Source organism: Natronomonas aquatica (assembly GCF_024449025.1).
In the GTDB taxonomy this organism is placed as follows: Archaea; Halobacteriota; Halobacteria; order Halobacteriales; family Haloarculaceae; genus Natronomonas; species Natronomonas aquatica.
Window position 1 is genome coordinate 24,664 of the sequence record NZ_JAHLKM010000019.1, and the last position, 15,586, is coordinate 40,249.

The 15,586-nt window shown below is 52.6% G+C and carries 12 protein-coding genes; 3 read left to right on the forward strand and 9 right to left on the reverse strand.

Annotated features, from left to right (window positions below; translation table 11 throughout):
- Positions 1 to 136: 136 nt before the first annotated feature.
- Positions 137 to 1,246 carry a tyrosine-type recombinase/integrase gene (locus KM295_RS12395; RefSeq protein WP_256030269.1) on the reverse strand — a complete coding sequence of 370 codons (1,110 nt, stop codon included), beginning with the start codon at positions 1,244 to 1,246 and terminating at the stop codon, positions 137 to 139.
- A 154-nt stretch (positions 1,247 to 1,400) separates the two neighbouring features.
- Between KM295_RS12395 and KM295_RS12400 the strand changes: the two genes are divergently transcribed.
- On the forward strand, positions 1,401 to 2,594 hold the full coding sequence (locus KM295_RS12400; protein WP_256030270.1) for a hypothetical protein: 1,194 nt from the start codon (positions 1,401 to 1,403) through the stop codon (positions 2,592 to 2,594).
- Between the two features lie 172 nt (positions 2,595 to 2,766).
- Complete coding sequence (locus tag KM295_RS12405; protein ID WP_256030271.1) at positions 2,767 to 3,183, forward strand: hypothetical protein; 417 nt, start codon at positions 2,767 to 2,769, stop codon at positions 3,181 to 3,183.
- 41 nt (positions 3,184 to 3,224) lie between these two features.
- Here KM295_RS12405 and KM295_RS12410 read toward each other — a convergent pair whose 3' ends face one another.
- A complete protein-coding gene (locus KM295_RS12410) occupies positions 3,225 to 3,536 on the reverse strand; it encodes a hypothetical protein (protein ID WP_256030272.1) in 312 nt (103 codons plus the stop codon).
- A gap of 124 nt (positions 3,537 to 3,660) precedes the next feature.
- Between KM295_RS12410 and KM295_RS12415 the strand changes: the two genes are divergently transcribed.
- The gene (locus tag KM295_RS12415; RefSeq protein WP_256030273.1) at positions 3,661 to 4,014 is read left to right on the forward strand and encodes an ArsR family transcriptional regulator; all 354 of its coding nucleotides are present in this window, start codon (positions 3,661 to 3,663) and stop codon (positions 4,012 to 4,014) included.
- 135 nt (positions 4,015 to 4,149) lie between these two features.
- On the opposite strand, the gene KM295_RS17215 is transcribed toward KM295_RS12415, so the two are convergent.
- From KM295_RS17215 to KM295_RS12445, 7 genes are all read right to left on the reverse strand, one after another.
- Positions 4,150 to 4,341: a DUF7987 family protein gene (locus KM295_RS17215; protein WP_472924551.1), complete on the reverse strand. Its 192-nt coding sequence runs from the start codon at positions 4,339 to 4,341 to the stop codon at positions 4,150 to 4,152.
- 553 nt (positions 4,342 to 4,894) lie between these two features.
- A complete protein-coding gene (locus KM295_RS12420; RefSeq protein ID WP_256030274.1) occupies positions 4,895 to 6,550 on the reverse strand; it encodes an HNH endonuclease in 1,656 nt (551 codons plus the stop codon).
- Positions 6,551 to 7,275: 725 nt separating this feature from the next.
- Positions 7,276 to 8,289, reverse strand: a complete 1,014-nt coding sequence (locus KM295_RS12425; protein ID WP_256030275.1) for a tyrosine-type recombinase/integrase — start codon at positions 8,287 to 8,289, stop codon at positions 7,276 to 7,278.
- Positions 8,290 to 8,737: 448 nt separating this feature from the next.
- Entirely contained in the window at positions 8,738 to 10,129 is a 1,392-nt protein-coding gene (locus tag KM295_RS12430) for an ATP-binding protein (RefSeq protein ID WP_256030276.1), read from the reverse strand.
- A 210-nt stretch (positions 10,130 to 10,339) separates the two neighbouring features.
- Entirely contained in the window at positions 10,340 to 12,619 is a 2,280-nt protein-coding gene (locus tag KM295_RS12435) for a restriction endonuclease PLD domain-containing protein (RefSeq protein ID WP_256030277.1), read from the reverse strand.
- A 102-nt stretch (positions 12,620 to 12,721) separates the two neighbouring features.
- Positions 12,722 to 14,365, reverse strand: a complete 1,644-nt coding sequence (locus KM295_RS12440; protein WP_256030278.1) for a helicase HerA domain-containing protein — start codon at positions 14,363 to 14,365, stop codon at positions 12,722 to 12,724.
- A 65-nt stretch (positions 14,366 to 14,430) separates the two neighbouring features.
- Positions 14,431 to 15,399, reverse strand: coding sequence for an IS1595 family transposase (locus tag KM295_RS12445; protein WP_256030279.1), 969 nt, complete (start codon positions 15,397 to 15,399; stop codon positions 14,431 to 14,433).
- Positions 15,400 to 15,586: the final 187 nt, after the last annotated feature.

The following is a 15,586-nucleotide window of genomic DNA, read 5'->3' on the forward strand; positions in this document are numbered from 1 at the left end:
AACTCACGCTAAAACGAGAAATCGGCGGTAGAGAGATTCTATCTACCGTTTAGGGCGGCTAAGAATCGTTCGGTGTTTGGATGGGCCCTGCCGGAATATTCCGTCTGAGATGAAGTAGTGTTGTTCGAATTATCGGTCAGAAATATCCGCCATTAGAATCAGATTGTTTTTGCAGTTCCCTACGGCGAAGATCTCGCTGTTCCTTCTCACTGAGTTCGCTGTAGTGTTCTTCTATGATCTCCTCGCTCACATCGCAGCGATCACTGATTGTGTGTAGCGAAACACCTCGTCGAAGAAGATCTGAAATGTATCCATGACGAAGCGCAACCGGTGGTTTACTCTCTGGACATTTCGAAGCGTGCCCCCCAGATTTCATCGCTTTGCAGTCATCGGGATTATTCCCAGCAGGGCACTCTTTGCCGACCACGCATGGGCGACTCCATTTGTAGACATACTTGCGAATCGACGAGTCGGACAACCTTCCGTTAGTGCTTGCCAACAACGGAGACCTACCGTTCACCTCTACGTCAACCCGATGCGTGTCGATATAGTCCTGAACGACTTGGGCAGCTTCATCATTCAGATACACGGTATTCTCGCTCTTAACGCCGTTCTTGAGCCGAGTTTCCCCTTCACGGTGCTGGAACTCTATGTATGTCTCATCTTCCGTGAAATGTACGTCACTACAGTCAAGCGACCGCAGACCGCTTGGACGGCGTCCTGTAGCCGTGAAGAGGATCCAGACCACATGCTCACGCGTTGCGTACTCGTATTTCTCAAGATGAGTCAAAATCGAATCCAGCTCATCAGCAGTGAATTCTATGTCCCGTTTCCCTTCACCGGGATTTAGCGTCGGGATCTTGATTTTGGTATGGAGATGTTGAGGCGCAGCGTCAATTGACTCCAGGAAGCGAATGAACTTCCGAAGTAGGTACATCTCGTCACGCATCGTCTTATTCGATAGTGAACCCTCTTTTTCGTGCGCTTCGTCACGTCGCCAGATTTTGAATTTCTGTAGCAGGCGTCCGTTGAATTCGGTCGTGTCTGTGGTGTCTTGTTTTTCGCAGAATTTCACGAACCGTTCCAGCTCATCTTCGTACTCAGAGAGGGTATTGGGTGCGAGCTCTGATCGTTCCTCGTCAAGAAACATTTGAACCGCTTCCGCGGGCGCGAGCGGTTCCAGTGAAGGACTCGAACCATCGATGACCTGCTGAATCTCGTCCAGCAATTCGCGGTCGGCCGTCATTAGAGACGACCCCCGTAGATCTGCGTGTTTATCGCGTTGTACTGCTGTCGCTCACGGGTTGTTGTTCGTCGCATACAAGCGACGGGAAACTTGAAAAGTCCCTTTGGGTGAGCACCCAAACCACTTTAGGACCTGCCTTTTATAAGCCGTCAGTATGGGTGACAGTCTCTGGAATCTTGATGAAGTGAGCGCAGGTGAACAACGTGTCCTGAGCGAGAAAGAGCGAGAGTTCCTGATGAGTGGTGATCCTGGATCATACACAAGTGCGAAGATGGAACGGCGCGCTGCCGAAAAGGCCGAAAAATTACCTGATCGGATTCAACAACTTGTCGATGACGTTTGTTTGCTCTACTATCGCGGCTACGTAGGGACAAGTGAAACCCGTGAGATCTGGGAAGATTTGCTTACAATCACAAACCGATCTCAGATCGTTCGAGATTCACCCATAGTACAAACAGAACAAAGTTCAGAGATTGACCTCGGGTTTGAAATTGGGAGCCTGATCCGGATGCTCCACGGTGGAGATTCATTTCCCGATTTCACATGGGGTACGATCGTCGGACTCGCCGGTGAATCATCTGAGAACTGGGAGACTGAAGCAAAGAATCTAGTAGAGCTATTCGATAACTTAGAAGAACGCTATGAATGGCGGTTGTTTTCCGCTGGTGCGGAAGCTCAGTTAGACGATGGATTCACAGAAGAACGAGAGGAGATCAGGGAAATTTTACGTGACTACGGATTTGCTCCAGCTCCCCCACTCGTTCATTCGATACTCTTGGAGTCCACTGACGACGGAGAACAGAGTCTGATAGAGCATACGGAGAGGTCATGGCGGGCAGATCCAGATCAGACTGACCACCCAACGCCACCAGATGAACACCCTTCTACAGAGGAAATGCGTCAATCAGGCTTTGAGTTGGTTGTTTCCCGGCTGGAAGAACAGACACACCTTCGTGATCTTGATCGCCTCGCCAAGGATCTAAGAGAAGATGCGATACGAATCCAACAGCCAGGCTGGCGGAAAGTCGATATTGATCAAGCATTCCGTGTTATTGCAGAGAATGATGAGACACAGATTCAAGAGTTTGATCAGACAGAAGAGAAAGGGCAAAACAATATGACAACCGCACTTCGTAGACTTTCATATAAGGATTCACCAACGGTGAATCGGCCAGTAATTCAAGAAAACGAAGGAGACAACATCTACTGGAGTTTGACATCCTACGGAGAACTATTGTATGAAGTACGCGTCGTACACAACTGTTCCACGAACTGGATGTACGACTACATCGCAAACTCAGGGGAAATCAGCGATGAGATCAGCCAACTAATTTCAGAGCTTATCTAACCAGATGCGCTAACACAATCATCCCGACTAAGATTTCTTGATTTCGTTGGAATTCTATTGTTTCTACATAATGTCGAGTATAACAGCCGATCGCTGAAGATTGCATATTGAACGGTGTAGTCCGTGATAAGCAGATAAATCATTAAGGAGCAGTGTCGCTCTATGTGTGGTTATGAGTCAGGCAGAACCTCTCTATGTCCAAGAAGAGTATTCTAACTTTGAGGATGCACATCGAAACCTAATAGACGTTATCAGCGGAATTAAAACTAACATTGAAAATAATAGTGGCCGGAGTTATTCGGTAGCGTGGGCCACTGAAACTCGTAATCACGGTTCTGAATATGAGGTTGTTGGTGTGAAAGAGCGTACACCGGACGATACGCTTCAGATTGAAGGGGCCAGCCGTGGGGGAAAATATGATATTATTCCTCACTATGAGGAACCCCCAAGAATTCGATACCATCACCCCAGCTTTGGTGATATTAAGTGGGAAGAAGAAGCGGCTGAACTCATAATTATGGCTGGTATGTTTGAGTACGACCCAGAGGAAGGATTCTTAGATTGGGCCAAAGAGAGGCTACCTTTGTAATGAAGCGGCAAGGATTCTCACACTGTTGAATATTCTTGTATCTATTCACTCTGTGGCCAGTCATCTGGAAGTCGTGACAAGGTTGCCTTGATGGTGAGATCGTTGAGGTCTGTCTGCTCCCGCAACCACTCAGCCGCCTCAACGTGGGCGTCTTGGCCGTTCGGAATGAAAATCCCATCAGAGGTCTGTACAACGAATGGAAGGTCAAGTACTTCCATTTCGAGAACACGGATGAGTTCGTCGTGGTCCTCTGTTCCCGCTACCAATCGAATCAGTTGTTCAGCTGGAACCGGTGATCCCCACGAGTGACGGCGAGCCAGTTTCCAAACGAATTTCGCCGCAATATCCGACATTGCAGTAGACCTCGTACCGAAGATATTTATAAAGTATTCAAACACAGAGAACACTCGTGTCCAATAGGTTTAACACACTCCGCGTTCAAGATAGGATACCAGAGTACCTCTGCTCGAACACACTATGTCAAGCCAGAAACCCCCCGCCGACCCAGTTGAGAACCTCTCAATGGATGAACTCCGCGACGAGTATCCCAGTGGGTGGCGAATTCTCGTTCAGAACGAAAGTGTCGGCTATATCCTTGATGCGCTGATGGATGCGCTACCAGGATCTGAGTTCACGAAATCAGAACTTGCCGACAAGTCAGGTGTGAGTCGCCAGTCCGTGTATTCCCATTTGGATCTCTTGCTGGTACTGGGAGTTCTCGAACCCGTTGAAGATTCCTCGCCAGAACGGTACCGGGTGAATGCTGATAATGAGCTCCTTGAGCTTCTGCACCAGGTTAATGGGGTAGTGAATGAACGACTGACCGACTGAGAGAACCGCCTGCAGGGCCTAAACTAAACGATCTCCGTTGAAGAGTTGGTACATCTTCGTTTTCGAATCAACAGGCTCTGTTGAAATCCTCAGCACCTGACACAAACGGCGTGCTAAATAGAGTGCGCTAGTCTGTTATTCCGCTTGTGAGTGCTGCCGTAGCTCGTTCACCAGTGTCGGAAGCACAATCCCGATGCCAAAGAGCGTCAGAAGTTCTAACACATCGCTATTAGCGTACTCTGTTGCAAAGTACCACGCTGTGAGACCAAGAAACATGCACACGATCGTTATTTTTGTCTCTGTACTGAGCAACGGATCACGGGCCATACTGTGATTTTCTGTGCGGACTACATAATTATCTGTACCGCCTAAATGTTGCACGAGTGTTTTAGCAGTTTGTGGCTCGTTCGTCGTTCTCCGCGTTACTTCGATGGCTTAGATTTCGCATCAAGACTTTCCTGAACGCGGCATCACGATTGAACGACGGATGACACCACGAGTGCAACTCACCGAGTGGGAGACACTGATTGATGAACTACGTCGATTCGGTCGCAGAGGTGATATAACGGCTACTGATGATCGGATTCACATCGACTTCGGCTCTGCACGTGTCGAATTGTCGCGCGATGGGACGCTCCAGACGGGGATGCCATTGCACGATTTCACGCACGATGACACCGTTGCGGTTGTCGTGGATCACGACACTGGCACCCTCACAGTTGACGCAGAGACCGTAAGCTACACGTTCAGGCGGCCAGGTGGGTGATGACTACATCCTCTATAGTCAGCACGCACTCCAGAACAGATCACCGCTCAAGGATTTCAACAGAGCCACCTCACGATAACATCGTGATATTCTGTTGCTCTATAGGATTGAAGATCACTTCGTCTGATCGTGGTCTCTCTCAAGCCGTTGAACTTGTTCTAGCAACTCTTGGTTGAATTCATTACCATCCTCGCCATGATGAATTCTATAATGGCAATTAGGACAAAGTCCCACAACGGTATCTGGCGTATCAGATCCTTCATCGCTTAATTCGTGAATATGGTGTGCATGTAGATACGGTTCGCCAGTCTTACTAGTGAATGGGGCAGGATCGCCACATCCCTCACAAATACCATCGGCACGAGCCATTACGTATTCGCGGATTGCTGTGGAGCGTGAATACTGGGATTTCGTGGTTCTCGTCGTTGTTTCCTTCGTTACGGATTCAATAGCATCTTCCTTCGCTTTCTCTCGAAGTTCGTTTAGGTCATCTTTGACGAGCTCTTGGTCTTTAGCAGCATCGTGGCGGTCTTGGGACGCATGAGGTGCTTTGTTGTCTTCTACTATATCAGACGAACTGCGTGAGTTGCTAGTATCCTCTTTTGTTTCGTTTCGGTCTGTAGATGTATCCAAATCGCTATTTTCGGCTGTTGAATCTATGATCGAGTCTGTTTGATATTTATGTGGGGAGTCATCATCAGCTAACACTCCTTCTGGTTTCCTACTATTCGACTCATCTTCAGACTCATTCTGTTTATGAGATGTGGATGATTCTGCTTGAGAATCAACTCTTGAGGACCGGGGCGCTGAGTCCCTATGTGCTTGCGAAGGATCGTCTCCGATTACTTCTAAACGCCCAGGTGGAAATGCATAGTGGTCAATATTATCATTAGAAAGAGTTTGCAACGGTATTGGTTTCTCACCAAGATAATCCGGATATTCTTCTGATAGCGTTTCTTCAAATAGAACCACGACCACAGAGGCATACTGATCGTACTGAGGATTCTCATCAGCAACCGAAACGCCTGTTTGCCCGTTGTGATATGCGATATAATCTTTGGCAGAGATCGGGGGGAGATTGACGATAACAGCGTTTTCTGGTTCACTTGCCTCACGATCTTGAACCCTCATGCCAACTTCAAAATGCTTCTCAGTATCAACTAACGTCTCATCAATCGTTTTTATATGATCTGTGAAGTAGTCCTCTGCTCTCACAGAGACTGTCTTGCAGACACCGAATCCGTCTTCAATCTCAATCACCGATACATCAGAACCGACAACATCATCTCGGACAGGACCAATATTCATCAATCCGTCACCGATAGGAACCATTCCATTACCGGCGTCACTTATACTCACGATTGTTGTTTCAATTAACTCACTATCTCCATCCGCTTCATTTTCATCGGGTGGGACATACTCAAGAATCCCATACCCACTTTCATGCCTATCTAACCCTCGTTGGTGAATTGTTGCGTGAGCATCACCGTAGTCAATTGAAAATCCTGCATCATATGAAACAATATCCTGAAGCTCTTCAATATAATTTGAAGGCGTGATGCCTCTCGGTCTTTTAATTCTTGCAAATGGTCCCGGAAGCTTCAACGCCTCTATTCGTTCACCGACTGCGTCCGCTTCTACCGGACCGAGGATTATGTCATTCTGTCCTGTTGTTTCAACGATCCCATTTCCCGAACTATCGATTTTGTGTATACGGGCCTCGAAGGTTTTTCCATTAGGTCCGGCGTTCCCCACAACGTCCCGATCCATAATTCACGTCTATGTCGTCAGTGGTCTAATATTTTCACCACCAGATTAGGATAGAACCATAGCGTATCATACAAACAGCCATATGCGGTCAATCATCCTGTGAACTGACCAGCGAAGGAGCTACCAGATAAAATGATATTTGTGCTGGTATGCAAGACTGAATGCGCATATCCGTCACCACCTGCGTTCCGAGAAACATGTGCAATACTGAGCAGTCTACCAGCCACTGGTTAGCGATGAAATCAACCCGAAGACAGCTAGTACGTCAGCAACGCCTAGCAACCCACCGATAGCCACCCATCCCGTCACGAGACTACTTGCTGCACCAGAGAACGGGCCGGAAAAGATGTCCATCGGGGCAAGACCGATAACCATTGATAAAATCAGAGTGAACAACAGGTACGCGACATTCCCGGCGATAAGTACGATGACTAGTCCTACTGGGTCGCCACCACCTCTATTCATAACTCCACATAAGGTGGGTCGCTGTCACAAAGCTATCGCTCAGTCACTTTGAATAGGATTATCGTGCTGAATAGATCCTCTGCATGTTTCACCGGTCTTCTGACGGATTCCAAATACATCGCCACTCCTCACGGTACCTGCACTCCCTCTGTTTACTGCTTTTCGATTGCTGCGAGAACCTTTCTCTGACACGCTTTAGAACCGTAGAGATGGTATGGGATACGCTCTTGCGAGCGTCTATCTATGAGTTCTTTCGTGGATCAAAGGTCGTCTAGATATTCGCGCCGTTGTTCCATTTTTTCTTCCTCAGTACGCGAATCGTAGTGCATCGATAGTACCTTTTCGCTAACATTAGCACGGTCCCCAACCGCTTTCATTGGCCAGCCTTCCTGCAGCGCGTGTGTAATCCCGCCCCTACGAAGGGCGTGTGGATTCACCGTTGAAGGGCACTCAGACGCTGAATCATACGAATTCGCCTCACATTCGTCGAGATTACGACCGTGGGGACATTCCCGCGTGACTACACACGGGCGGGTATACCGGTAGCAGTCACCGCGCAGCGTCGTCGTGTGAGCTCGTCCTTCGGGGGTTGAGATCAGAGCGTTTCGTCCATTCGAATCGGCCACAGCTGGACGGTTGTTTTCCATCCAGTCGTCGAGTATCTCACAGACTTCGTCCGACAGCGCCACGAATCGTTCACCTTTCTTTTGATTTTTCAGTGTCGTTCCAGACTCTGGACGATGCACCACTTGTAGAGATTGGTTGACTGAGTCGTAGTCATCGCAATCTAACGCGTGAATTTCACCGACACGCATCATCGTGTGCCACATCAGGGTCAGCACGACGTGCGGCCGCGAGGCGTATTCATACTTTTCGAGGTAGGTAAGGATCTGCTCTGCCCGATCGGAATCCAGCATCTCATCGCGGATATTATCGTCACCGCTCAACGTCGGGGATAGAACCTTTGTGTGGAGATCCTGCTCGACAGCGTCGATGGACTCCAACCACTTGACAAACACACGGAGTGTGTCCATCTGCGTCTTCTCTGTTGCAGGCGACAGATCGCCTTCCATCCGTCGCCAAATCCTGAATTCATGTAGTTGGCGACCAGACAGATCGTTCAGGTTCGTAATCTCAGCCTCGTCATTGCACCACCTGATGAAGTGTCCAAGCCGTGACCGGTGGGAGTAGATCGTCGCTTGGGAGACGTTGTTCTCGCGGTCAGCGATGTACAGTTCGAGTGCGCGTTCGGGTTCGATGGGTTCCAAACTCATTTGTCGGTCCCACGCGAACCCCCGTCAGAACACCTGTTCTGAGACGGCCGATTTCGGCCGCCTCACGCCTCAAAGGTCGATTCGTTCGACAGTCGAACAGGAGCCTGCAGCGCCCATCATTCTGCGTGACGGGCAACATTTGGCAGACGGCGGTACGGCGCTTATAAAGGAACCCCTCTTCGACCGTTTTGATTTCATCACGCTGCGGAACGGGGGTCGCCGGTGTCATGCGATTCGCTTACATTTGAATGACACTGTGAGGACATAATACTTGGGTAGAGAGTGTAATTGGCGGCGCGCGCGAGAGACTTTGGTCGTCTTCCCGCCACTCAACTCAGCAAATCAGAGGGCCTGTCCGAACTGAAGCAAGCCAGAATCCCCTCCGGAATTAACTATCTGATGTTGATTGTCCGTCGTATATACTTCCCTACGATTGGTGTTGGAGTACTCAGGACGGCGTGAGTAGGTCGTCGATGTCCGCGACAGTAAACAACGACCACGAGTCATCGAGTTGTGCTTCGAGACCGTCGACGAAGCCGCTTTTCGAAAACAGGGCGAACTGCTCGTCTCGATCCGACGGTCCCCATCGGACGTTCTCCGCCTTTGCTCGCAAACTCTCGACGAGGTCTTCCCCAACCGGATCTGTCGTCCACTTACATTCGGCGAGGAGGACTCGGTCGTCGTTCGGTGCCAGCCCGACGATATCGATCTCCTCTTCTCCGTACCACCAGCGACCGACTTCGGAGTACGGTTCGAATGCACCGCGTCGAATCCCTTCCCAGACGGCTTCTTGACACACGTCCTCGAACGTGGTTGCGACGTGCGTTGGGAGGTCCGGTTCAATCGTCCCGTCGTACACGATCTCCGGTGCTTCCTCGATACTGGATCGATGCGGCTCGACATACCGAAACCAGAACCGAAGGAACTCGTCCGCAACCCGGTACCGTGACCGCTTCGATTTCTTCCCCGAGGCCGTGACTGGGACATCTCGTTCGATGAGGCGGAGTCGGCGAAGTGTCTGTAAGTACTTCGAGAGCGGTCCCGAATCGATCCCCGTTGCGCCGGAGATCTCGTTCGGTGTCGTATGGCCCAATGCGACTGCTTCGAGGATACTCATGTACCGGGCTGGGTTTCGGAGCTCGGTGCGCAGGAGGAACTCGGGTTCGTTATACAGTACCGCAGACGGTGACAGGACGTGTGATCGAATGTTCGCTGCGAGCGACTGGTCGTAGTCGAACAGCGTGAGGTACATCGGGGTACCACCCGTGACGGCATACGAGCGAACCGCGTCCGTGATGTCGTATGAGATGACCTCTCGTGCCTGTTGAAACGAAAACGGCGTTACGTCGAGTTGGGCCGTTCGTCGCCCGTACAGTGGGCTCTCGTGACCCAGGATCTCTGACTCCATCGTGCTCACGCTCGACCCACAGAGCACCAGCATCGAGTCCGTTCCGTCGAGCGCCTGGTCAACGAACGCTTGCATGTACGATGGAAGCGAGTCGTTCTCTTCGACGAGATACGGGAACTCGTCGATGACGACGACAAGATCCTCTCGCTGGAGGTTCTCGCCGAGGTATTCGAACGCTTCGTCCCAACTGTCGATTCGCGGGACGCGTTCGTCGAAGTAGTCCGCAACTTGTTCGAGGAACTTCTCGCGCTGTCGATGCCCGGCTTCCTGCGCGGCAAGGAAGTAAATGTGGGGACGGTCAGCACAGAATTCTTTGAGGAGTTCCGTTTTCCCGACCCGACGCCGGCCATAGACGACAACGAAATCCGAACCGGAGGACTCCACCGCAGCGGTGAGTGTATCGAGTTCGTCCTCCCGGTCGTAGAAGGTCATACTTAGGATAATGATTACTGCGATAATGACTTAAGAATTCGGGTGGCCACCCCCACCGGAATGATTCTCGCACTACGACCAAGACACCGAACCTGACGAGGGAACCAGGCGAGATAGAAACTATATGTACGGGGAACTATTTTCGCGTGGTCTTGGTTCGTTCAATCGACGGGTCGGGGTAAACTCCATAATATCATTTGAGCCGAATATTCAGCTGCCGAGTAGACGTCTGAAGAATCCCGGTGAATTTGTCTCCTCTGAACCAGTTGGTTGGTCAGCGGCTTCACCGTTTTCTGCTGGTCCGTCAAGTAGTTCTTCAACCGAGTAGCCAATCCACTCAGCGAAGTCTTCCGGTGCACCGATATAGACACTTGTCCCAGATTTATCGGACATAAACCGCTTGTCCAGGCGTTTCTCGTAGTCGTAGACTTCCCAATCCTCGCGGTCGAAGTCAGCGTTCATCCCATCGGGTTCCGATTCGAACTGGACACGACCACCTTGGATGTCGCGCTGCCATTTGAGCCGTCCCGTATCGTACATCTGTTCCGCTGGCTCATTAGCAGGGAAGTACTCCGGGGGTTCTCGACCAGCCTCCTCGTAGAAGTCACAGAAGATCTGGCGGACGTCTTCCACTGTGCCATTACCTTCGGTCCACGGCTGCTCTGCTAGCATGCGGCGAGCCACGTAACTGAATATCGGATTCTCTCGCTCTAGCACTTCTGCGAGATCGTCTTGGGCCTCATGGAATCCCGGATCTTCTGGATTCGAGGGGAACGACACGTCCATACTGAGGATCTTCATTCGGTTCCGGAACTCCGACTTCGGCAGTGAATCGTTGGTCGTAAGAATCAGACACGGCTGATCGACACTGGTCGGCGTCCAATCACTCCAGTAATTTCGGATTGGGCTCCATCCCTGAATATTACTTTTTTCGGCGTCGATAATCGCATACGGGAAACTGGTGTCCCACTCCCGAACCCCGCGAATCTCATCAACACCCACATCGTCTGCATCGACTCCGGAAATGACGGTATTGTCCGAAACCAGCCGGAGAATGTATTCCGTGAGTTTGTCTTTTCCGGCGTCGCTGTTCCCTTCGATGTACAGGTGCTGTAGAACATTGTCGAGGGTCCGCGACGGGGAAGAGAGTTCCTCAGCGTACTGGTTGGCAAACGGGGCCCAGAATCCGTAGAGGAATGCTTCGTACATCTGGGCCATCACGGCGGTCGGTGTCTGGGAATACCCGTGATTCTTGACGGTCTCGACATAAGCCTCGATAGTATCGAGGCAATGATCCAGAACCCCAGGGGTCGGGGGATCCGTAGCGACTAAGATCAGGTCCTCATCATCGCCGATGATGACCTGCTCGGCTTCGGGGACGACGGACATAGTGGGGATTTCCGTTGATTCCCGAACTTGGTTGTTGTAGGCGCTCAGCGGCGCTGTAATACTATGATCCTCGACAGTCGCACCGCGAGAACGGAGCGTAGAACTGAACTCATCGGCGACGTCTCTGTCCACTTTACTGGTCCCCATTCGGATTTTCTTCTCCGGCGTCCGAACCCGGGGCCGGTCTAACGTCTTGGTAAGGGCCGTTTCGTGGTCTGATTCAACGAGCCCCACATCGGGTGATTCCTCGCTGTCGTCCTCCGCTTCTGAAGGTTCGTTCGAATCAGTGTCATCGTCGTCGCCTGATCCATCTGGTTTCACGACCGTCCGGTCGGCCCTTTGGGGCTCATCGACGAATGCGACTGTTTCGTCCGCTTCCTCAGGGTCATCGACTGCTGCCGTTACTCGATCTGCAATCTCCTTCAGGTCCTCCGTCGCGTCTTGGTTGAGCGCGGCCGTATCGCTCACGTCTAAATCTCCTGACCCGACCCAGTACTCGATGCGGTTTTCGCGCTCTTCGGGAGTGTCTGCGTCTTCGATGGCTTCGACCAGCCCGTCAAGAAGCGTTTGGCTACTGTACCGTTCTCGGTATTCGTCGATGAACGCTGAAAACTCTTCATCAAGCTCTGTTCCGGTCTCAGTGGTGATGATCGAGATCTGGTTCGTGTGGTACTCCCACGAGTTGACGGACAGGTTCGCGGATCCATGAACGAGCTTTACCGTATCGTCATGCCGGACGATACGGTACATCTTTGAGTGGACAATCTTCCGATTCTTCAGTCGAACAGTCAGCCGGTCATCCTGCCGGAGCTGAACGAGCGACCGCGCGGTTGAGATATCTTTGACCTGATTGGCGTAGTCGTTAGCATTCCCGACCAGCACGTCGAGTGAATCGATGTCGTACTCGGTCAGCATCCGAACCATCAGTTCCGGTGTCTCAGCATACGTCACCGCATCTACGTGGCGGGCTCCCTCGAACAGGTCGAGAAAGTCTTCGCGCTTTTTCACCATCGCTAACCGATACCCCGCCTCCCCGGAACCGTAGAATTCCGGCATATCAGCGTACTTGTCGAACGAAATCTTTGCTGTTATCTCATCCATTGTCTTGACTGTGTTTACTCGACACGTGAGACGCTCGTTCTGCTCACGGTGTCTCGACGGCACTCACGCTCTGCAGTGACTGTCTCGAACCGCCGATCTCGCTCAATCAAGGCTCCGTACCCCCGTCGAATCCCCCTCACCGAAATCAGCGGACTCTGATTGGGTTGGTTCACGCTGTCGCTGATCGTACGCCTTACGCCAAGCATTGATGACGTCCTGGCTCTCTGCCCCGTGAGATGTGCGTCGACGCCGGACTTGAATCAGCGCTGGCGTGTTCATCGCGTCACCAGAGACCACCGCTTGTCCGGGCGTCAGGCCGGGTAACTCGCGGAGTACATCTTCACCTGCCGCCTCGACAGAGTTCTTGATCGCGTCTTGATCGTTCGGGTTCTTGATTTGCATCGAAATCTGTGTGCCACACTGCGACAGCACGTCCTGATCAATCTTTGAAGGACGTTGACTGATGATGCCCAGCCCGAACCCGAACTTGCGCCCCTCGGACGTGATCGTACGCATAATATCTAGCGAGGGAGCGTCGCCCGAAGCCGGTGCGAACCGGTGCCCCTCTTCGAACAGCGCGAAGATCGGGTGCTCGATCTGGGAGTCGCGGTCTCGGACGGCATCGAGACGTTCCCGGTACATCCGTCGCAGGAGCACGGTCGTGATGAGTTGCTGGTTCCACCGATCCAGCGTATCCATCTGTAGGACGGTACACTGGCCAGGGTCCACGATTTCGTCCAGTGGGACGTTGTCTTCAGGGTGGAATAGATCGTTCCGCTCTATCGAGCGGCGGAGCCGCCACTCCAGTGCACCGACACTCGCGTCATCGTCGTCGTATATCCGGTGCATCTGATCGATGAGTTCATCGACGCCCCACGTCCGACTCTCCTGTCGCTGCATCGCGCGCCATGCCGTCGACAGCCGCTCTTGCATTCGGTTACTCGGATTGTCCAAGACGGCCATGACATCGCCAATGTCCAGTTCCGAAATGCGTACGCGAAGCCGCTCCGGATCGTAGTAGACGACCTCTGGTTCGTATCCGTCCTCGCCCTGGAATGCTTCGTGGCCCTGCATTTCTGCGAGAGTATCATACTCCCCGTGCGGGTCGAATACGAGCAGAGATGCACGGGAGCTTGGACGCATCATCTCTTCAATCAACACGGATACTGTGTACGATTTCCCGCTGCCCGTGGATGCTAGAATTGCCAGGTGCGTCGAGGCGAATTCCTTGATCGGAACGTGGATGTTCGTCGCTTCGGGCGACCGATTCAATAGCCACCCCAGGTACGCAGTTCCGTCCAGTTCTGTCACGTCTGTGCTGTCTGTCTCGCACCCGAGGTTCGGTAGGACTGTTTCGAGCTGCTGATCGGGTGCAATCGACAACGGCGTTCCCGGAGACGGGAGCTGCCGCGGGTTGGCGAACGTGGTCATATTGGTGTGGTAGTACCCGATGACCGTCGCCTTGAGTCGGTACAGTTCGGTGTCGTCGGTCTGGACGCCGAGCGTTGCTGCGACGGTGTCTGGACCGACTTCCGGGTCTGCGAGGAAGCCGTCCGGGAGTCCGCGAATCAATTCACGGTTCGTCACGCGGGCGAGCACCGACCGGTTCTCCCCATCGACGGAGACCGTGTAGGTGATGAACTCCCCCGTTTTGATGGATTTGTCCGCAGGGGCGACGAAGACGAATTCGTTCGGATCCTCCCCGGGTCCGGCGACGGTGCCGACGACCGATTGCTTCCCAGACATCAGACCACCCCCCGGCGCTCGTGCGCCTGCCACTCGGTGTTTCGCTCTTCGGTAGACTGGCGGAACTAGCGGAGTACGTTGACGGCGATGGAATCTACGAGACCGTGGATCGGTGCCCCAGTAAGGTTCAGTGACCGGAGGAAGCCGTAGGTCCGAGCGGCCTGCTCCAAGCCCTGCTTGGACAGGCCGCGGAACTTCGCCAACCACGGTTGGAGCAGTGACCAGAGACACTCTACCTGGTTCGTGTGGACGCCTTCGTCGGAGACGTACCTCTCGTCGTGGACAACGTATCGGTGATCATGCTCCATCCCTCGGTAAGCTGGCAGTCCATCGGTCCAGACCTCTCCCAGCGGCTGGGAGAGGTCGTCCGCTTCCTCGATAACTGGCCCAAGGTCATCTTCATAGTCGCTTCCTTCCTGAGCTGAGACCACGCGAAGCACGTCGCGGCAGGCCGCGACGAGCGTCAGTTCGTCACCCTGATCCCCTGTCCAGCGGGTACGTCCACCCTCGGGCGACCCGCCGCGGTCGAGTCCCTCCCGCGGCGGATCTTGGCCTTTGAAGCCCGAACACACCTGCTGTGTTTCATCGACCTGTGTTGGCCCATCGACTGTCTGGGAGATGCGCTCCCAGACAGTCGGAAATCCCCGACAGAACGTGGTCTCAAACTCTCTTAGCTGGTCGTGAAGCGTCGTGTAACACGGTGAAAGGAGTTCAGCGATTTGGGTAATGCTGAGCAGTGTGTCAGCGTAGAGGATGAAGGCGATGAGGAACTCACCTGGGGTGAGTTCCGAATCGTAGAAGGGTGTCCACCGCGTGTACGTGGTTTTCCAGTCACAGCGGCCACACCAGATACGGTCAGAGCCGTTGAGAGCGTGGAGGCTGTCTGCACCGCAGTGTGGACAGGAGCGTTCTTCCCAGATCGTTTTGAGACGCCGCTCGACGATGGTGTCGAGCGGATCGGCCCGAAATTCTATTACCCCAAGTTCCACAAGTTCCGATATCCTCTGGCCGAAGGCAGGACGGTCTTCATGCATACCCGTTTTTGCCGGGCCAGAGGCACTAATGCTCCTGGTTCCGCCAGTCTACCGAAGAGCGTGTTCTCTATATTCTCGTACAGAACATTGGCGAAGACGAATTCTTTGATCGCTCATCTGTAGCAGTGAATACTTTGTAAGTGGAGTTCGTAACTGGCTCCAAGATGGTCAGCAGAGAGAGCGTGGA